General features: G+C 68.8%; 16 protein-coding genes. 7 read left to right on the top strand and 9 right to left on the bottom strand.

What is annotated here, in order from left to right; genetic code table 11:
- Nucleotides 1–18 precede the first annotated feature (18 nt).
- A complete protein-coding gene (locus ABT352_RS36545; RefSeq protein ID WP_350949610.1) occupies nucleotides 19–609 on the top strand; it encodes a TetR/AcrR family transcriptional regulator in 591 nt (196 codons plus the stop codon).
- Between the two features lie 170 nt (nucleotides 610–779).
- Here the strand turns inward: ABT352_RS36545 and ABT352_RS36540 are convergent, their stop codons facing one another.
- The 3 genes from ABT352_RS36540 to ABT352_RS36530 form a co-directional block, all read right to left on the bottom strand.
- Nucleotides 780–2,249: an acyl-CoA synthetase gene (locus ABT352_RS36540; protein ID WP_350949609.1), complete on the bottom strand. Its 1,470-nt coding sequence runs from the start codon at nucleotides 2,247–2,249 to the stop codon at nucleotides 780–782.
- Between the two features lie 37 nt (nucleotides 2,250–2,286).
- Entirely contained in the window at nucleotides 2,287–3,618 is a 1,332-nt protein-coding gene (locus ABT352_RS36535; RefSeq protein ID WP_350949608.1) for an MFS transporter, read from the bottom strand.
- 91 nt (nucleotides 3,619–3,709) lie between these two features.
- The gene (locus tag ABT352_RS36530; protein WP_350949607.1) at nucleotides 3,710–4,576 is read right to left on the bottom strand and encodes an amidohydrolase family protein; all 867 of its coding nucleotides are present in this window, start codon (nucleotides 4,574–4,576) and stop codon (nucleotides 3,710–3,712) included.
- Between the two features lie 72 nt (nucleotides 4,577–4,648).
- On the opposite strand from ABT352_RS36530, the gene ABT352_RS36525 reads away from it, so the two are divergent.
- Entirely contained in the window at nucleotides 4,649–5,482 is an 834-nt protein-coding gene (locus tag ABT352_RS36525; protein ID WP_350949606.1) for a PaaX family transcriptional regulator, read from the top strand.
- Here the strand turns inward: ABT352_RS36525 and ABT352_RS36520 are convergent.
- The gene (locus tag ABT352_RS36520; protein WP_350949605.1) at nucleotides 5,472–5,969 is read right to left on the bottom strand and encodes a cellulose-binding domain-containing protein; all 498 of its coding nucleotides are present in this window, start codon (nucleotides 5,967–5,969) and stop codon (nucleotides 5,472–5,474) included. The genes ABT352_RS36525 and ABT352_RS36520 overlap by 11 nt on opposite strands.
- 193 nt (nucleotides 5,970–6,162) lie before the next feature.
- Here ABT352_RS36520 and ABT352_RS36515 point away from each other — a divergent pair, with 193 nt between their 5' ends.
- Genes ABT352_RS36515 through ABT352_RS36505 form a run of 3 tightly spaced genes read left to right on the top strand, consistent with a single transcriptional unit; the run spans nucleotide 6,163 to nucleotide 8,428 of the window.
- Nucleotides 6,163–6,678 (top strand): MarR family winged helix-turn-helix transcriptional regulator, encoded by a 516-nt coding sequence (locus ABT352_RS36515; RefSeq protein ID WP_350949604.1) that lies wholly within the window; start codon nucleotides 6,163–6,165, stop codon nucleotides 6,676–6,678.
- A gap of 57 nt (nucleotides 6,679–6,735) precedes the next feature.
- Complete coding sequence (locus tag ABT352_RS36510) at nucleotides 6,736–7,416, top strand: HEAT repeat domain-containing protein (protein ID WP_350949603.1); 681 nt, start codon at nucleotides 6,736–6,738, stop codon at nucleotides 7,414–7,416.
- A 7-nt stretch (nucleotides 7,417–7,423) separates the two neighbouring features.
- Entirely contained in the window at nucleotides 7,424–8,428 is a 1,005-nt protein-coding gene (locus tag ABT352_RS36505; protein WP_350949602.1) for a HEAT repeat domain-containing protein, read from the top strand.
- A 149-nt stretch (nucleotides 8,429–8,577) separates the two neighbouring features.
- Here the strand turns inward: ABT352_RS36505 and ligA are convergent, their stop codons facing one another.
- Nucleotides 8,578–10,680, bottom strand: a complete 2,103-nt coding sequence (ligA, locus tag ABT352_RS36500) for an NAD-dependent DNA ligase LigA (protein ID WP_350949601.1) — start codon at nucleotides 10,678–10,680, stop codon at nucleotides 8,578–8,580.
- 890 nt (nucleotides 10,681–11,570) lie between these two features.
- Here ligA and ABT352_RS36495 point away from each other — a divergent pair.
- A complete protein-coding gene (locus ABT352_RS36495; protein ID WP_350949600.1) occupies nucleotides 11,571–12,587 on the top strand; it encodes a LacI family DNA-binding transcriptional regulator in 1,017 nt (338 codons plus the stop codon).
- A gap of 107 nt (nucleotides 12,588–12,694) precedes the next feature.
- On the opposite strand, the gene ABT352_RS36490 is transcribed toward ABT352_RS36495, so the two are convergent.
- Nucleotides 12,695–13,168 carry a MarR family winged helix-turn-helix transcriptional regulator gene (locus ABT352_RS36490; protein WP_350949599.1) on the bottom strand — a complete coding sequence of 158 codons (474 nt, stop codon included), beginning with the start codon at nucleotides 13,166–13,168 and terminating at the stop codon, nucleotides 12,695–12,697.
- 57 nt (nucleotides 13,169–13,225) lie between these two features.
- On the opposite strand from ABT352_RS36490, the gene ABT352_RS36485 reads away from it, so the two are divergent.
- A complete protein-coding gene (locus ABT352_RS36485) occupies nucleotides 13,226–14,002 on the top strand; it encodes an alpha/beta fold hydrolase (RefSeq protein ID WP_350949598.1) in 777 nt (258 codons plus the stop codon).
- A 60-nt stretch (nucleotides 14,003–14,062) separates the two neighbouring features.
- Here the strand turns inward: ABT352_RS36485 and ABT352_RS36480 are convergent, their stop codons facing one another.
- From ABT352_RS36480 to ABT352_RS36470, 3 genes are all read right to left on the bottom strand, one after another.
- Nucleotides 14,063–15,820, bottom strand: a complete 1,758-nt coding sequence (locus ABT352_RS36480; RefSeq protein WP_350949597.1) for an amylo-alpha-1,6-glucosidase — start codon at nucleotides 15,818–15,820, stop codon at nucleotides 14,063–14,065.
- 105 nt (nucleotides 15,821–15,925) lie between these two features.
- Nucleotides 15,926–16,744 (bottom strand): carbohydrate ABC transporter permease, encoded by an 819-nt coding sequence (locus tag ABT352_RS36475; RefSeq protein ID WP_350949596.1) that lies wholly within the window; start codon nucleotides 16,742–16,744, stop codon nucleotides 15,926–15,928.
- The gene (locus ABT352_RS36470) at nucleotides 16,741–17,580 is read right to left on the bottom strand and encodes a carbohydrate ABC transporter permease (protein ID WP_350949595.1); all 840 of its coding nucleotides are present in this window, start codon (nucleotides 17,578–17,580) and stop codon (nucleotides 16,741–16,743) included. Before ABT352_RS36470 ends, ABT352_RS36475 begins: the two co-directional genes overlap by 4 nt.
- Nucleotides 17,581–17,698 lie beyond the last annotated feature (118 nt).

The following is a 17,698-nucleotide window of genomic DNA, read 5'->3' as shown; positions in this document are numbered from 1 at the left end:
TACCAGTAAGATCGAGCCATGGTGAATGGAACGGCCGTGGGGCGACGAGAGCGCAAGAAGGCCGCGACGCGGGCGGCGATCCTGGACGCGGCGACGACGCTCTTCCTCCAACGTGGCTTCGATGCGGTCACTGTTCGCGAGATCGCGGACAAGGCGGACGTGTCGCCCAAGACGGTCTTCACGCACTTCCCCCACAAGGAGGCACTCGTCTTCAGCGACGAGGACGACCGACATGAACACCTCTTGGCCGCGGTCAGCGCCCGGGCGCCCGGCACCACGATCTCCGACGCGCTGAAAGCCCACTACCTCCTCGAAATCGCCGCACTCACATCCGAACCCCAGCGCCAGATCCTCGCCCTCATGGAGCAGACACCGGCCCTCGTGGACTACGCGGAGAAAATGTGGTTCCGCCACGAAGACGCCCTCGTCGCCACGATCACCGAGGAGTTCGGGCTCTCCGAGCCGAGCGACGAGATCCGCTTCTACGTCCGGTTCGCCCTGCACATCCAGCTCAGCGCCACCCGCGAGGCCGATCCGGAACGGACCATCGACGCAGGATTCCGACTCCTGGATGCGGGCTGGACGCGCTACCTCGAGGCCGGAGGTTAGAGCGCAGCCGTGCAGGCTCGCGGGGCAACGTCATCGCTTCGGCTCGACGCCGATCGCATACACGTCGCGGCGGCGCAGCGCCGACCACAGCGCCTCTTGTCGTTGCGGCCCGCCCGCGACGGCGGCTTCATCGCCGTCAGCACGTCGAACAGCAACAGCGCGTCATCGGCTCATTCGGGCAGGGGGCGGCCGCGGAGCTCGGATTTGCGGATCTTGCCCGAGCCCGTCTTCGGCAGCGCGCCGACGATCTCGAAACGGACGGGGATCTTGTACTTGGCGAGCCGGGAACGCAGGAAGTCCGCCAGTTCGCCGGGGGCGACGCCGGCGCCGGGACGGAGCACGACGAAAGCGCGGCCCACCTCGCCCCACCGGTGGTCGGCCATCCCCACCACGGCGGCCTCCGCCACGGCCGGATGCGCGAAGAGCGCCTCCTCGACCTCCGCCGGGTAGACGTTCTCCCCGCCGGAGATGTACATGTCCTTGATGCGGTCGACGACGCTCAGATGACCCTCCTCATCCATGATCGCGATGTCGCCGGAGCGGAACCAGCCGTCCTCGGTCAGCGCGGCGGCACTGGCCTGCGGGTCCCGCCAGTAGCCGGGGGTGACGTTCGGCCCCTGGATGAGCACCTCGCCCGGCTCCCCGGCCGGTGCCGTCGTGAGGTCGGGGCGCGCCACCCGCACCCTGGAGAAGAAGACCGGCACCCCGGCCGAGCCCACCTTGCGCACGCTCTCGCCCGCCTCCAGGAAGGTCGCGCCGGGGGCGGTCTCGGTCAGTCCGTAGCCCTGGCAGAAGACCAGGCCCCTTTCCTGGTAGGTGCGGATCAGCGCCACGGGGATGGCCGCGCCGCCGGCCATGAGGGTACGCAGCGACGACAGGTCGGCCTCGGCCCAGCGCGGCGACCTGGCGAAGTCGGCGAACATCGTGGTGACGCCGAACATCCACGTCACCCGGTGCTCCTCGATGAGGTCGTAGCACACCTCCGCGTCCCAGGACGGCATGATCACCGAGGTGCCGCCCTTGAGGAAGGTCGGCAGCAGCGTCTGGTTCAGCGCCGCGACGTGGAAGAGCGGCGCACTGATCAGCGTCACCTCCGAACTCGTCACATCCACGCCGACCATCATGTTGAAGCAGTTCCACACCAGGTTGGCGTGGCTGAGCATCGCCCCCTTGGGAGCGCCGGTCGTGCCGGAGGTGTAGAGGATGAGGGCGAGGTCGTCGAGTGCCACCGGCACGTCGATGGGGCCGGGATCGCCCCGCGCCACCCAGGTCTCGAAGTCGTGCTCCCCCGGCGCGGGCGATTCCAGGGCCACGAGCGTGTACGGCCCGGACAGGGCGTGTACGGTCTGCGCGCAGCCGGGGTCGTACACCAGCAGTGCGGCGCCCGAGTGGCCAAGCATGTAGCCGATCTCGGGCGCGGTCAGCCGGAAGTTCAGCGGGACGAAGACGGCCCCCAGCATGTGGGTGGCGAACATGGTCTCGGCGAAGGCGACGTGGTTGGGGCCGAGGTAGGCGACCCGCTCCCCCGCCCCGATCCCCGCTTGGCGCATCCGTGAGGCCAGGCGGGTCGCCCGCTGGTGGACGTCGGCGTAGCTGACCGATCGGCCCGCGAAGACGAACGCGGTGCGCTGAGGGCTCATCTGGGCTCGGCGGGCGGGCCAGCCGCCGAGCCCGGCGTTACGCATCGGTGGCGGCACGGATCGCCGGGGCGCCGGAGGTGAGGTCGTCGCCGCTGGTCTCCCGCAGGGCCAGCACGCAGACCACGGTCAGCAGGCAGCAGGCGGCGATGATCACCGAGATCGTCGTCGTGCTGCCGCCCCCGGAGGAGGCGTCCAGCTGGGCGAACAGCAGCGGGCCCAGGCCGGCGCCGAGTCCGGCGAGCTGGTAGCCGAGCGAGGCGCCGGTGTAGCGGTTCCTGGTGGGGAACAACTCGGCGTACAGCGCCCCCAGCGGGCCGTACATCATCGGGTGGATGAGCGCCTGGCCCAGCACCAGCGCGATGACGAGCAGCGCGACGCTGCCGGCGTTCACCATCGGGAACAGCGCGAAGCCGAACCCGGCCATGAGCAGCGCGCCCGCCAGCACGATCGGGCGGCGTCCGACCCGGTCCGAGAGCGCCGACCAGGCGATGATGCTCACCACGGCGAGCGCGGAGGAGAGCGTGAGGCCGTTCAGCACGGCCTGGCGGGTGAAACCGGTCCGGACGCCGTAGGCGATGAGATAGGTGGTCAGGGTGCCCTGGGCCACGAACGCCGACAGGCCGACCCCCACCCCCAGAAGCAGGGTCCTGGGGTGGTTGCGCAACACCTCCAGCAGCGGCATCCGGGTGGCGCGGCCGCCGGCGCCGGCCGCCTCGAACACCGGCGTCTCCTCCACCCGCAGCCGGACGAACAGGCCGACTCCCAGCAGGAGGATGCTGAGCAGGAACGGCACCCGCCAGCCCCAGCTCAGGAAGGCCTGCTCGCCCACGACGGCCGCGGTGCCGCTGAGCACGCCGGTGGACAGCACCATGCCGAACGGGGCGCCGGCGTTGGTGAAGCTCGCCCACAGGCCTCGGCGGCTGCTGGCGTGTTCCGCCGACATCAGTACGGCGCCTCCCCATTCGCCGCCGATGGCCACGCCCTGCAGGACGCGAAGGAGGACCAGGGTGACGGGGGCCAGGGCGCCGATCTGCTCGTAGGTGGGCAGCACGCCGATGAGGAAGCTGGCGACACCCATCAGGGTCATGGTCAAGACCAGCATGCGCTTGCGGCCGAGCCGGTCGCCGAAGTGGCCGAAGATCACTCCGCCGAGCGGCCTGGCGAGGTACCCCGTGGCGAAGGTGCCGAAACTGGCGACCGTGGCCGTGAGCGGGTCGAGCGAGGAGAAGAAGATCTTGCTGAAGACCACCGCCGAGGCCGTGGCGTACAGCAGGAAGTCGTAGTACTCGATCACGCTGCCCAGGAAGCTGGAGGCCACCGCGCGGCGTAGCTGAACCTGGTTGGGGGGAAAGACCGACGGGTTCGTCATGACTGAGCTCCTCAGTCCGAGAGCGAGCTACTGCGCTTGCTTGCCCGGAGGTTAGGCATTTTTATGACGGACGTCAATCCTTTGCCCAGCATTAAACGGTGCCGAGCCCGAGCAGGCGCACGGCGTTGTCCTTGAGGATCTTCGGGCGGACCTCGGGCTTGATGTCGAGGGCGTCGAAGTCGGCGAGCCACCGATCCGGCGTGATCATCGGGTAGTCGGATCCGAAGAGCACCTTGTCCTTCAGCAGCGTGTTGGCGTACCGGACGAGCTGCGGCGGAAAGTACTTCGGCGACCACCCCGACAGGTCGATGTAGACCTGCGGCTTGTGCGTGGCCACCGCCAGAGCCTCGTCCTGCCAGGGAAAGGACGGATGGGCCAGGATGATCCGCAACTCGGGGAAGTCCACGGCGACGTCGTCGACCAGCATGGGGTTGGAGTACTTCAGCCGGATCCCGCCCCCGCCGGGCAGACCTGCACCGATACCGGTCTGCCCGGTGTGAAACAGCGCCGGCACCCCCATCTCCTCGATCGCCTCGTAAAGCGGGTAGGCCACCCGGTCGTCGGGCGCGATGCCCTGGACACTCGGATGGAACTTGAAGCCGCGCACCCCGTGCTCGGCCACCAGCCGGCGCGCCTCGCGGACCCCGGCCCTGCCCTTCCACGGATCGACGCTGGCGAAGGGGATCAGCACGTCGGCGTGCGCGGCGCAACTCGCCGCGACCTCCTCGTTCGAGATGCGCCGATGCCCGGTGGCGTGCTCGGCGTCGACGGTGAACACCACCGCCGCCATCCTGCGCTCACGGTAGTAGGCGGCCATCTCGGCGACGGTGGGCCGAGAGCGCCCCTTGAAGTACTTCGCCGAGGCCGCGGCCAGCTCGTCGCCGAGCGAGGCGTGCCCGTCCGCGGAGACCTCCGCGTGCGTGTGCACGTCGATGGCGACCAGTTCGTCGACGTTCATAAACTCTCCTTGTGCACATATTTGACTTCCGTCAATTATGTGCCTGACATCTGGCCCGTCTACGCTTCCGGTGTGAGCATCGGCGGCGAAGACGAACCGGCGGCGCCGTCCGCGCGCCCGCAGTCCCTGATTTTCAGCTTCCTCGGCATCCACGCCCTGGACCGCGGCACCGCCATCTCCACGGGCAGCATCATCGAGGTGTTCGCCCGCCTCGGCGTCTCGGAGGAGGCCGTCCGCTCCACGCTCGCCCGCATGGTCAAACGCGACCTGCTGACCCGCCACCGGGTGGGGCGCAGGGTCTATGTCGGGCTCACCCCGCACGCCGAGGCGGTGCTGCGCGACGGCCGCCGGCGGATCTGGGAGACCGGCGCGGTGAACCGCGACTGGGACGGCACCTGGACGGTCGTCGGGTTCTCCCTGCCCGACAGCCGCCGCAGCACCCGCCACGACCTGCGCTCCCGGCTCATCTGGGCCGGATTCGGCCCGCTGCAGAGCGGACTGTGGATCGCTCCCGGCGCGAGGGAGGTCTGCGGGGTGCTGGAGTCGCTGGAGGTCGACGATCACGTCACGGTGCTGACCGCGAGGGCGTTCAAACCCACCGAGGCCGCCGACCTGGTGGCCAAGGCCTTCGACATCGAGCAGATCGCCCGGCGCTATCGGGCCTTCCTCACCAGGTGGGACCTCACCCGGCCGCTGCCCGACGCGCCGGACGACCTCGTACGGCAACTGGTGCTGCACACCGACTGGCTGCAACTCGTCCGCCAGGACCCTCACCTGCCGGCCGAGCACCTGCCCGGCGACTGGCCGGCGATCCGGGCCGAGCAGGTCTTCCGCGCGCGGGCCGAACAGTACGAACGGCCCGCGCTGAAGGTGGCCGGCGGCCTGCTGGACGAACTCACCCTATGACGCAGGCGGTCCCGTTCAGCGCGAACGCCGCCGGAGCCGAGTTCGTGCCGCTGTAGGTGCCCTGGAACCCGAAACTGCTGCGGGCCTGCGGGGCGATGGTGGCGTTGTAGGAGACGTTGCGCGCGCTGACCTGGGAGCCCGACTGGGTCACCGTGGCGTTCCAGGCACTGGTGACCTGCTGGTTACCCGGCCACGTCCAGGTCACGGTCCAGCCGTTGACGGGGGCCGACCCGGTGTTGGTCACGGTGACATCGGCGGTGAAGCCGTTGTTCCAGGTGTTGGGAAGGTAGGTGACCCTGCACCCGCCACCCGGGCCGGGGGTCGGGGTCGGCGACGGGGTCGGGGTCGGGGTGGGAGTGGGAGACAGGGAGGGGGTCGGGGTCGGCCCGCCGGTGAGGCCGAAGAACTGGATCGCGGCGGCGGCCATCCCGCTCGACGGCAGGCTGTGACCGGCCCCCTGGATGGTGTAGGCCTCGACCTGCACCATTCCGGAGGTGTCGGCGTAGCGGCGGCGGTTCCAGTTCGCCTGCGGGGTGTCGCTGCTGGTGGGCGTCTGGCTCGTACCGGATCATGGTCCCCAAGCGACGAAAAAAGCTGCTTGCGCTGGTTATCAAGCGATTTGTTATCAAGTAGCTTGATATTTGAGGCGCGAAACTTATATCGCCCGTTATCGTCATCCGGTGACCTCACGCCGCGACCCCACAGCCGACCAACCGCCCAAACCGGCACCTCACCTGAGCTACCTGGTCTACCGGCTGGAGCGTCGCATCCGCGCCCGACTCGACGAGGCACTCGTGCACTACGGCGTCACCACGACCGAATACATGGCACTCAGCGAACTGCGCATGCGCACCGGACTGTCCTCGGCCGAACTCGCCCGCATCGCCTTCGTCACCCCACAGGCCATGAACCTGGTCGTACGCGACCTGGAACAACGCGGCCTGATCCACCGCGACGCACACCCCGACGGCGGCCGGGTGCTTCGCACCCACCTCACCCGCGAAGGACAGGCCGCCCTACGACACTGCGACCGCGCACTCGACCGCATCGAAAAAGACATGCTCGCCGACGTCGACGACCACACCCGCACCACACTGATGGAGGGCCTCACCCTCTGCACCCGAGCCCTGCGTCCCCCTGAGCCCACCAATGCCGGACTCCGGCGGACGAAGACCCCTGACGACCTCACGGCATGATCCAGCTTGACCTTGACACAGTGACAAGGTCTTCACTGAGGGCCAGGAGGTGGCCCCATGACCATGCCGAAACAGGACACCAACCCGAACACCAACCCGATCCCAGCCCTCCAAGCACTGCAGGACGACGACCCGTCGGTGCGGCTACGAGCGGCGCTGGCGCTCGGCACGAACCCCGACCCGCGCTTCATCGACAAACTCATCGAACGATGCGCGATCGAAGACGAATTCCCGGTACGCGACACGCTCACCTGGGCACTCACCCGCCACCCCGCGTCAATGACCCTCCCCATACTCCTCGACGAGGTCCGCTCACCACGCGCCCAGGCACGAAGCCAGGCGCTGCACACCCTGTCCAAGATCGGGGATCGGCGAGCGTGGCCCGCGATCACCCAAGCGCTCCTGTCCGACGCCGACGACGAGGTCGCCCGCAGCGCCTGGCGGGCGGCCGTCGCGCTCGTCCCCGAAGGCGAGAAACCCGAACTCGCCGCGGCACTGTCGACACAACTCGGTCGCGGCGAACGTGAGACCCAACTCAGCCTCAGCCGGGCGCTCATCGCGCTCGGCGAGGTGATCTCGCCGATCCTGCACGCCGCCCAGACACGAGCAGACCCCCGCGTGCGCGCGCACGCGATCGCCACCGAGCAACTCCTACGCGACCCCGAGACCGGATTCGAGTTCGCGATCGAACAGGCCAAGCGCGTCGTGGCCCTCGGCGAAACCGAAAGGCAGGGATGATGAGACGGTGTTGATCGGTGAGGTGGCACGACGCTCCGGAGTCAGCGCCCGCATGCTCAGGCACTACGACGCACTCGGCCTGGTGCGGCCAACAGGCCGCACCGACGCCGGCTACCGCGAATACTCCGCGGAAGACATCCAACGGATCTTCCACATCGAGAGCCTGCGGTCGCTCGGACTGTCACTGCACGACGTCGGGCGCGCCCTCGAAGACCCCGCCTTCACCCCCGCACAACTCGTCGAACACCTCATCGACCAAACCCAGGAACGCATCGCGCGGCAGACCGAACTACTCACGCGACTTCGCCGCATCGGCGCCGCGCAACCCACCGACTGGAAGGAGGTCCTCCACACCGTCGAACTCCTGCAGGCACTGGGATCAAAGAACGCCGGCAAGCGCCAGCACGCGGCCCTGTCCTGGACCGAAGACGTCTCGATGCCGGTGGAAGCACTGGTCGAGGCGGCACTCAGCGAAAAGGACCCGAACGTCGCCGGAGCCCTTCGATGGGCCCTGGCGCGATCGGCCGACAGCGGAACCGCGTTGCTGGCCAAAGGCCTCGGCTCACCCGTGGCCGAAGTACGCGAACGCGCCGTCCAATCCATCGCCGAAATCCCGGACGCCCAGGCGACCGCACTGCTGCGCAACGCCCTCGCCCACCCCGACCTCGTCGTCCGCCGGCACGCGGCCCTGGCACTGGGGACACGCGGCGCGACCGAGGCGATCCCGACCCTCATCGACATGGTCGTCGAGGGAACGAACGACGTCGACGCGGCCGACGCGCTGAGCACCCTGGCGAGCACCCCCGCCCTGGCCGACCAGATCGCCACCGGCCTCGTCGACCGCCTCGCCCCCGGCACCACCGAACCACCGGCACGCCGACGCCTCGCGCAGGCACTCGCGGACATCCCGGCAACCATCGCCTCCCGCGCCCTCGCCGACCTCTCACACGACGAAGACCGCGCCGTCGCGCTCACCGCGGCCTACATCCTCAAAATGCGCGACACCCGATAGCCGGCCCTTCGCCCGGCACACCAAGTCCTACACCGAAAAACACGACACCGAACAACTCGTGACCGCAGCCGCACAGATCAGGAGAGGACGGTGAACCAGGAGATCGCCCGCGATCGCATGACGACGTCACCACCCCGTTCCGATCCCGATCAAAGGAACGGGCCGACGAGACCGGCGAACTCCTCGGGGCCGACGATCCGCACCCCCAAACTCTCGGCCTTGGCCCGCTTGGAACCCGCCTTCTCCCCGGCCACCAACAAGGACGTCTTCGCCGAGACACCAGAAGAGGACCTACCCCCGGCACGCTCGATCAGCTCATTCATCTGGTTACGGGTCAAGGACTCCAAAGCCCCGCTCATGGAACCGGTCACCACGACCGACATCCCGGCCAGCGGCAACCCGGACGCGTCACCCGACGTCGCGGGGGCCTCGCCCCCGTCGCCCCCGGTGACGACGGGGGCGGCAGGAGGCGTCCAGCCGGGCTCGGTCATGGTGACCCCGGCCGCCACCAGCTTGTCGATCAACGGCGCGAGCTCGGCGAGCTCGGCCACCACCGCCGGCGACTTCTTCGGGCCGATGCCCTCGACCGCCTCGATCGCCCCGGCGTCGGCCGCACGAATGGCGTCCATACTGCCGAAATGCCGGGCGATGCGACGACTCATGGACCGGCCGGTGCCACGCACACCCAGCGCGCAGAACACCCTGCTGAGCGGCTGTGCCTTGGCCCGCTCGATCGCGGCCAGCAGATTGTCGGTGCTCGTCTCCCCCATCCGCTCCAGACCCAGCACCTGCTCGCGGGTCAAAAAGAACAGATCGGCGAAGTCGGCGATCAGCCCCGCGTCCAGCAACTGCAGAATGCGGCTCTCCGCCAGCCCCTCGATGTCGAGCTGGTCACGGCCCACGGCATAGCCGATGGAGGCGATCGTCCGGCAGGCGCGACCACGCACGCACCGCCACCGCTCCTGAGAGGCGTCGATCGCATCACCACAGGTAGGACAGACCTTCGGAATCTCGATCGGCCGCTCATCACCGGTGCGCAGATGCACCACCGGCGCCTCCACACGAGGAATCACATCACCCGCCTTGTAGACGGTCACACTGTCACCCAGCATCAAACCCCGACGCGCAATGTCGGAGGCATTGTGAAGCGTGGCATAGGTGACGACACTGCCATCGAGCTCGACCGGCTCCAACACCGCACGCGGGGCGATGACGCCGGTACGGCCGGTATTCCACTCCACACCGACCAACTTGGTGATCTTCTCGGTCGCGGGCAGCTTGTAGGCGACGGCCCACCGCGGAGCACGCGAACTGAAACCGGCCTGCACCTGATCACCGGCGAGATCACACTTGATCACGATCCCGTCGATACCGAACGGCAACTCCGGCCGCACCGCGGCGATCTCCTCGACCCGCTCCCGCACCCCCTCCAACGTCTCAGCGACGATCCCCGCGACCGAGGTGGCCGCGGTGGTCTGCACCCCCTGCCCCGCGACCCACGCCATGACCTCGCTGTGCGCCAACCCGCGCAACCACTCAGCCGTCTCGGAGACATCATCGGGATACGGCAGCGCCCCATAGCCGAAGAAGGTCAACTCGCACACATACGGCCGGTCCTGGGCACGCAGCGTCCCGGCGGCGGCGCTACGCGGATTGGCGAAGGTGGTGCCGTCATGCGCCTGCCGCTTGCCACATGCCTCCTCGAACTGCGACGTCGTCATCAGCACCTCACCGCGCAACTCAACGGTCACCGGCTCGGCCAACCTGGAAGGCAGCCCCACAACGGTGCCGATCGCGTGAGAGACGTCCTCACCGGCGGTGCCATCACCACGGGTCACCAACCGCACCAGGCGGCCGTGACGATAACGGGCCGAGATGGCCAGGCCATCGAGCTTGGGCTCAACGCTCCACGCCGCGACCGGGCGCCCAAGCCTGCGCTCCAGCGAGGCGGCCCAGTCGGCCAGCTGCCCGGCACCGAAGACGTTGTCCAAGCTGAGCATCGGCACCGCGTGCGGCACATCACCGACCACCGCACCCCCGGCCACCTTGCCCGTCGGCGAAGTCGGCAACACCTCCTCGGGATGCTCGTCCTCATAAGCCTCGATGCCCCGGACCAACCGGTCGTAGGCGTCGTCGTCCAACGTGGAGGTGCCGTCACCGTAGTAGGCCGCGGCGGCGTCCAAGGCGAGCTGAACGGCTTCGGCGTAGGCGGTCTGATCAGCGAGAAGAGTGCTGGGGGGCGCGTCGGTCATGATCCCATCATCTCTCCCGGCACCGACAGTTTCCGGCCACCGAATCGGACGCCTGAAGTTCACCGACGTCGCAGGCCTGCGCATGCTGACCGACCTGTGCCGCGACGGCACGGCCCACCTGATCAACGCACCGATCGACATACGCCGCCTACTCGGCCTGCTGAACCGGACGGACATTCTCGACAAGTGCGCATGACGCCCCCAACCACCCCCCACCCGACGACCTGCCACCCTGCCTGCCACCCTGCCTGCCACCCTGCGCGGCCAACCGCCACTGACGACCCGAACCCACTCGGCCACCCGAAAACGACCGCGACCTTCGAGGACCCGGTGGCGGACGGCGAGTGGCGTCACCTCCTGGAAGCAGGGCGACGCGATACGCGCGGTGAACCCGGCAGCCGTCCCTCAACCGTAAGAGGTATCGACAAGTGAGCAGCGGGCGGAACCGGGCGCGTTGCGCTCTCCTCTGGCAGGTGGTCGGTTTTTGATCTTTGGAATGGTTTTCAACCAACCGACCCCCTTTACAATGTAGATTTATAACTGCTCCGGAAGCCGTCAACCCCGTGACAGGAGTTGACGCCCGGTAGTCCCGCGGGGCACGTTATCTGTCGGCCGGCTCAACGAATCGATTCGGGGTATCTACCCCCTCCACGAGGTGGTGCCCCAGGCCGGATGACCGACCGGCCAATGGCGAGACGCGTTTGACAGAGAGCCCAGGTCGCCGACGACGCACTACCCCACTCCCCCTCCCTCCCAGAGGCGGCACATCCTCGCCGCAGCACGCTGAGCTGCTTTGACACCCCCCTTCCAGGCCCATAGCCTCGCATCGAATCGATTCGAACCAGGTGTCACAAGGCGCGGGCTCGATCCGGTGCCACGGGGAGGCCACAGTGAACATCGGGGAGATCGCCAGGCGCGCCGGCGTGTCACGTAGCACGGTCTCGTACGCGCTGAGCGGCAAGCGGGCGGTGTCCGAGGCGACCCGTCGGCGGATCGAGCAAGTGATCGCGGAGGCGCGCTACCGTCCCAACGCCAGCGCCCGGGCACTGGCGGAGGGGCGCACTCGTACGCTCGGGCTGGTGGTCCCGCCCGCCGGCCGGAACCTCACCTTCATGCAGTTGGGCTTCGTCGCGAGCGTGGTGGAGGCCGCGGGCCGTCACGGACTCGACGTGCTGCTCTCACCCAGTGGTGACGAGCACGACAGGTCGTTCGAACGGATGGTGAGCAGCCGCCGGGTCGACGGCGTCGTCTTGATGGAGGTCCGGCTGGAGGATCCGCGAGCGCACCGGCTGCGCCGGTCCGGCCTGCCGTTCGTGACGATCGGCCATACCGCGGACTCCCAGGCCGACTGCTGGGTGGACGTGGACTACGAGGCGTTGACCTCCCGCTGTGTCCACCACCTGGCCGACCTCGGACACCGCGCCGTCGCGCTCCTCAACCGGCCGCAGGAGTTGCTGGCCGCCGGTTACGGTCCCGCCCGCCGGGCTCTTGACGGTTTCACCGCGGCGGCGACCGAACGCGGCCTGAGCGCCACCGCGGTGTGCTGCCCGGACGAGGCGACGACCGGCGAGGAACGCGTCGAGGACCTTCTTCGCCTGAATCCGGCCGTCAGCGCCGTCGTCACGCTCAACGAAGCCGCCCTGCCAGGTGTGGATCGGGCTCTGCGAGGCAGGCGACTCGCGGTGCCCGACGACTTCTCGATCACCGGCGTGGTGGCCCGGCAATGGGCGGAGGACTTCCACCCGCCGCTGACCTCAGCCGACGTGCCTGTCGCGACCATGGCCACCCAGGCCGTGGAGCTTCTCGTGGAACGGATCTCGTCACCGGACGCTCCCCCGCGCCAGGTTCTGCTGCAGCCGTCGATCTCGCTGCGGGCCAGCACCGGCCCCGCTCCGGTACGCCCTTAGACGCGACGGGCGCCGTGCGGACGGAAAATCGAGTGCTTCGAACCGGCCGCCGAAGTGACCGGCACCTTCGATCGGACGGCTTCGACGCGACCGCATCTCGTACAGGCTTAGTCCACCTCGACGTGGTCGAGGAAGCGGAGGAGGTGTGAGAGCACCCGGATGCAGGCGGCGACCTCGGCATCGCTCAGATCTCCGCCCGCCTGGCGGAGAAGCGCGCGCTCGCGGTCGATCAGGGCGGTGACGGCGACCCGCCCCTCCTCGGTCAGCCGGATGAGAGAGGACCTCTTGTGCGCCGGGTTGGGGACGGACTCAACCAGGTTCCGGGCGGCGGCGTCGTTGATCATGCGCTGTACGAACTGGCGGCTCAGCGCCTGAGCCCGGCCCATCTGGGGGACGGTCATCGGCCCGTGCTCGCGGAGCATGGTGAGCACCGCCCGTACTCCGACGGACAACCCCTCGATGGGTGCGTCCTGCTCCACCTTTCGATGGGCGCGCCGGTACAACGGCCCCACCAGGTCGAACACCTCGGCGAGCCGGTCGGCCCGTTCATCGGACGCGGGGGTGCGGTCTTTTTCCTTCACCCCACCATCATGACACCTAGGTTGTCATGAGTGACCAATAATGACAACCTAGGTGTCATGAGTGATCTGTTCTGGCTCGACACCGGCACCGGCCGGCCCCTCGTCCTGCTGCACGGCGGCTTCCTGGACCACGGCATGTGGGAGGAGCAGATTCCGTTCCTCGCCTCTCGCTACCGCGTCATAGCACCCGATGCCCGCGGTCACGGCCGGTCCGCCAACGCCACCGAACCGTTCCGGCCCACCGACGACCTGGCCGGCCTGCTGCGCCGTCTGGGCACCGGCCCCGCGATCCTGGTGGGGGTCTCCATGGGGGCGGGCATCGCGGTCGACACAGCGCTTGAGCACCCGGAACTGGTCAGCGCCGTGGTCGTCAGCGGCGCCGGAACCAGCGAGCCGTACTTCACCGACCCCTGGACCCTCCAGACCATGACCGCGTGGCACTCGGCGATGGCGGCCGGCGACCTGGACACCTCGATCGAGGCGTTCACGCTCTTCGCCGCCGGCCCGTACCGCACCCTCGACAATCTCGACTCCGATGTCGTCGCCCGTCTGCGCCGGATGACCGGGGACACCATGTCCAAGCACACCGCCGACGAACCCAACCTGCTCGTCCAGGTACGCGACACCTGGGAACGCGCCGCCACGATCGACGTCCCCCTGCTGGCGGTGAACGGCACCGTCGACTCACCCGACCACATCGGCATGGCCGAACGCCTCGCCCACACCGTCGCCAACGGCCGGGTGATCCCGGTCGAAGGGACCGCCCACTACCCCAACATGGAGCGCCCCGACGTCTTCAACGAGATCCTCGAAGGCTTCCTGCGTGCCCTGTGACCCCAGCGACCGTCCGTGGGCAGCCGGAGCGGGACTGCGGGAACACGAACCGCCCCAGGGCTACCCGGCGGCCGGGGGCACGTCCGGGAGCAGAGCGCCGGACCGGCGTCGTTCGTGTGCGGCGGCCAGGATCAGGTAGCCGCTCGCCGTCCAGGTGTAGGCACGGTCGCGCAGCCCGGCACCGCTTCGGGCGTCGAAGTTCTCCGCGAAGCCGGACTTCTCGCACAGCGCGCGGAACCGCGTGCTGATCTTGTCGGCCAGTTCGGCGAAACCGGCGCGGCGCAGACCGTCCTCGATCAGGACGGTCGAGGGCGCCCAGATCGGTCCCCGCCAGTAGCCGTCGTCTCGATAGTGCTCCGAGGTCGGCAGCTCGGTGGCGGGCCCGTAAGCGGTGAGGTGCGTCTCGATCCTCCTGGCCAGCGTGGTGCGCACCGGCTCCGGCAGCTCCGCTCCCAGCACGATCGGCATCAGGTCCAGCAGGCTGCCGCTGGACCAGGTCCGCCTGGAGTGCGCGCCGCGCGAGACGAACCGGTCGCCGGCCCAGAGCTCTTCGAGGAGCGCCTCACGGATCCGATCGGCGGTCCGGGACCACGCGGCGGACTTCTCGGCGAGCCCGAGTTCTCCCGCGAGGTGGGCGAGTTCCCGCATCTGGAGCACGAGGAAGGCCGCCAGGTCGGCGGTCTCGACGACCCGCTCCGGGTCGAAGGTGGTCGCGTTGTCCCAGCCGCTGTCGTTGCCGTGCTGGTAGTGCGGCAACTCCTGTCCGGGAACACGGCGCGCGGTCAGCCAGAACCCGGTCCAGCTCTCCAGCTTCCGGTACGTCTCGGCCAGCTCGGCCGCGGGCAGCCGGGGCATGCGCTCTCGCAGGTGGCGCAGCGCCCAGCCGTGGATGGGCGGCTTGACGAAGTTGTAGAGCACCTCGGAGTGGGTGATGGAGTCGGGCAGCGCACCGCCCTCGTCCTGATGGTCGAAGACGAGCCGGAACTGGTCCCACGCCAGGTCGGGCACCCCTTCGGCCAGCGCGATCGCGTTGAAGCAGTGGTCCCAGCTCCAGACCTTGTCCATCCAGTGCTTGGACATCAACACCGCGGGACGGGTGATGAACCCGGTCGGCCGCACCGTGGCCGACCACAGCACGTAGGCCGCCAGATCCGCGGCGGGCGTCTCGGCGCCGCGCCACGGTGCGAGCGCCTCGGCGAAGGACTCGAAATCGGCCCTCGCCGACTTGACCGCCTGCTCGAAGGTGCCCGCCGGCAGGTACGGCGGACGGGAGGTCCCGTACTCCTCGATCGCGATCTCCCACGGCTCGCCGTCACCGGACAGCACGACGCCGCGCTCCCCCGACCCCAGCGCCTGCACCCCCGGGCAGTCGGTCATGTCACCGCGCAACACGGTGACCCGGTAGCGCCGCCCGGTCTCGTAGACCGTGAAGACATGGGCCCCGTCGACCGGATCCCGATAGAGGTACGGCCCGCTGAACGGGGTCAGGTCGGCATTCGCCGCGATGAGACGCAGACCGAGCCCCCGCCCTCGCAGCCGCGCCGTGTCCGGCCGCTCGTAGGCGAGTTCCATCTGCCCGCTGTCATGGGTCCAGGTGAGCCGGTACGGCGTGGCCGCGACGGTCGTCTCGGCGCGCACTCCCCCGACGGTGGGTATCAGCCGCAGAATCGGGTGCAGTCCCGTCTGGTGCGACACGAGATGCACGTCATCCGCGTAGGTCTTCTCCGCTATAACGGGTGAGAAGTTGAACCAGGACCCTCGGAAACTGAAGGGGATCTCCTGGACGGAGAACTCCGGGCCCGGTGCGGCGACGGTCATGAACTCAGCTCTCTTTCTCGATGTGGGTTCCGCGTGGCGGCGACGCCTGCGGCCCGTGTCGGTCGGCCGGGTCTGGTGGTCCCTGCGGGAAAGGGCGAGGAGCGGTCAGTCCTTCACCGCTCCGGCGGTGACACCCGCGGCGACATAGCGTTGCGCGATGATCAACAGCACCGTGGCGGGCAGGGAGGCCACGACCGCGGTCGCCATGATGGCGTTCCACTGCTGGTTGTTGTTGCCGATGTAGTGGTAGATGCCCAGGGTGATCGGGCGCAGGGTGCCACCGCCGTCGAGCGTGCCGGCGAACACGAAGTCCGACCACGCCCAGAGGAAGGCGAACAGGGAGACCGTGACGACGGCGTTGCGGCTGACCGGCAGGACGATCGACCAGAAGACACGCACCGGCCCCGCCCCGTCGGCCGTGGCCGCCTGGAGCATCTCCCGGGGTATTCCGGACATGAACGCGGTGAAGACCAGCACGGCGAACGGGACGGCGATCGTGGTGTCGGCGACGACGAGGCCGGGCAGCGAGTTGAGGACACCCAGGTTCAGATAGATCGCGTAGAAGCCCATCGCCATGATGATTCCGGGGATCATCTGCGCGATCAGCAGCGCGAAGCTCAGCGCGCCGCCGCCCCTGGGACGCAGCTTCGCCAGCGAGTAGCCCGCGGGCGCGGCGACGGCCACGGTCAGCACCACCGTGGCCAGGCCCACGATCAGGCTGGTCGCCAGGTAGGGCATCTGCTGGTCGAGGACCGCCCGGTAGCCGTCCAGCGTGCCGTCGAACGGGAACCAGGGCGGCGGGCTCTTGCGCATGTCCCGGTCTTGGGTGAAGGAGACATTGACCATCCAGTAGACCGGGAAGAGCATCAGCCCGGTCAGGACCACTCCCAGGACGCTCTTCCACCACACCCTCTTGCCGGTCATGATTGCGACTGCCTTCGCTGTACGCGGATGTAGATCAGGCCGAAGACGAGGGCCATCAGGATGAGCAGGTTGCCCACCGCCGCGCCCGGCCCGAAGGCGGGCAGCAGGTTGCCGAACCCGAGCCGGTAGGACCAGGTGGCGAAGGTCGTCGAGGAGTCCGCCGGCCCTCCCTTGGTCATGATCCAGATGATGTCGAACACCTTCAGCGTGTAGACCAGGCCCAGCAGCAGCGTGATCGCCGACACCGGCCGCAGCAGAGGGAAGGTCACCCGCCAGAACTTCTGCCAGCCACCTGCTCCGTCCAGTTCGGCGGCCTCGTGGACGTCGCGCGAGATCGCCTGCAGGCCGCTGTAGAGCACGACCAGGTTGAAGGGGATACCGATCCAGATGTTCGCGATGGTCACCGAGACCAGCGACCAGTCGGGGGAGGTGAGCCAGTTGACCGGTCCCAGGCCCGCGTAGCCCAGGGCCGCGTTCACGATGCCCGAGTCGCTGTTGAGCATCCACGACCAGGTCGAGGCGGACACGATCAGGGGCAGCAGCCACGGCACCAGGAACAGCGCGCGCAGTGTGGCCGAGAGTTTGAAGTTCTGGCTGAAGAACACCGCCAGGGCCAGGCCGATGGCGAACTGGAAGGCCAGCGACACCAGGGTGAACACCACGGTGTGGGTCAGTGCGGGCCCGAAGGTCGGGTCGTCGAGCACTTCGCGCAGGTTGTCCAGGCCACTGAACTCCGCCCCGCCCTGCACGAACGAGCGGACCGTGTAGTCGCGGAGGCTGAGGTCGATGTTGCGGTAGAGCGGATAGAGGTAGAAGGCGATCAGATAGGTGGTCACCGGGGCGAGGAACGCCCAGGCCGCCCACTGGGTGGAGCGTGGCCGCCGGTCACGCCAGCGTGGGGGGGGGGGGGCGGCCCCCCCCCCCCCCCCCCCCGGGGCCCCCCCCGGGGCGCGG

This window comes from Streptosporangium sp. NPDC000563, from assembly GCF_040299985.1.
Taxonomy (GTDB): Bacteria; Actinomycetota; Actinomycetes; order Streptosporangiales; family Streptosporangiaceae; genus Streptosporangium.
This window is presented reverse-complemented; position numbering and strand designations above follow the sequence as displayed.

Coding starts and splice junctions, on each gene's coding strand:
- ABT352_RS36535 (WP_350949608.1), bottom strand. CDS start 3,618: ATGACGAACCCGTCGGTCTTTCCCCCCAACCAGGTTCAGCTACGCCGC.
- ligA (WP_350949601.1), bottom strand. CDS start 10,680: ATGACCGACGCGCCCCCCAGCACTCTTCTCGCTGATCAGACCGCCTAC.
- ABT352_RS36510 (WP_350949603.1), top strand. CDS start 6,736: ATGACCATGCCGAAACAGGACACCAACCCGAACACCAACCCGATCCCA.
- ABT352_RS36540 (WP_350949609.1), bottom strand. CDS start 2,249: ATGAGCCCTCAGCGCACCGCGTTCGTCTTCGCGGGCCGATCGGTCAGC.
- ABT352_RS36480 (WP_350949597.1), bottom strand. CDS start 15,820: ATGACCGTCGCCGCACCGGGCCCGGAGTTCTCCGTCCAGGAGATCCCC.
- ABT352_RS36530 (WP_350949607.1), bottom strand. CDS start 4,576: ATGAACGTCGACGAACTGGTCGCCATCGACGTGCACACGCACGCGGAG.
- ABT352_RS36520 (WP_350949605.1), bottom strand. CDS start 5,969: ATGGTGCAGGTCGAGGCCTACACCATCCAGGGGGCCGGTCACAGCCTG.
- ABT352_RS36545 (WP_350949610.1), top strand. CDS start 19: ATGGTGAATGGAACGGCCGTGGGGCGACGAGAGCGCAAGAAGGCCGCG.
- ABT352_RS36485 (WP_350949598.1), top strand. CDS start 13,226: ATGAGTGATCTGTTCTGGCTCGACACCGGCACCGGCCGGCCCCTCGTC.
- ABT352_RS36475 (WP_350949596.1), bottom strand. CDS start 16,744: ATGACCGGCAAGAGGGTGTGGTGGAAGAGCGTCCTGGGAGTGGTCCTG.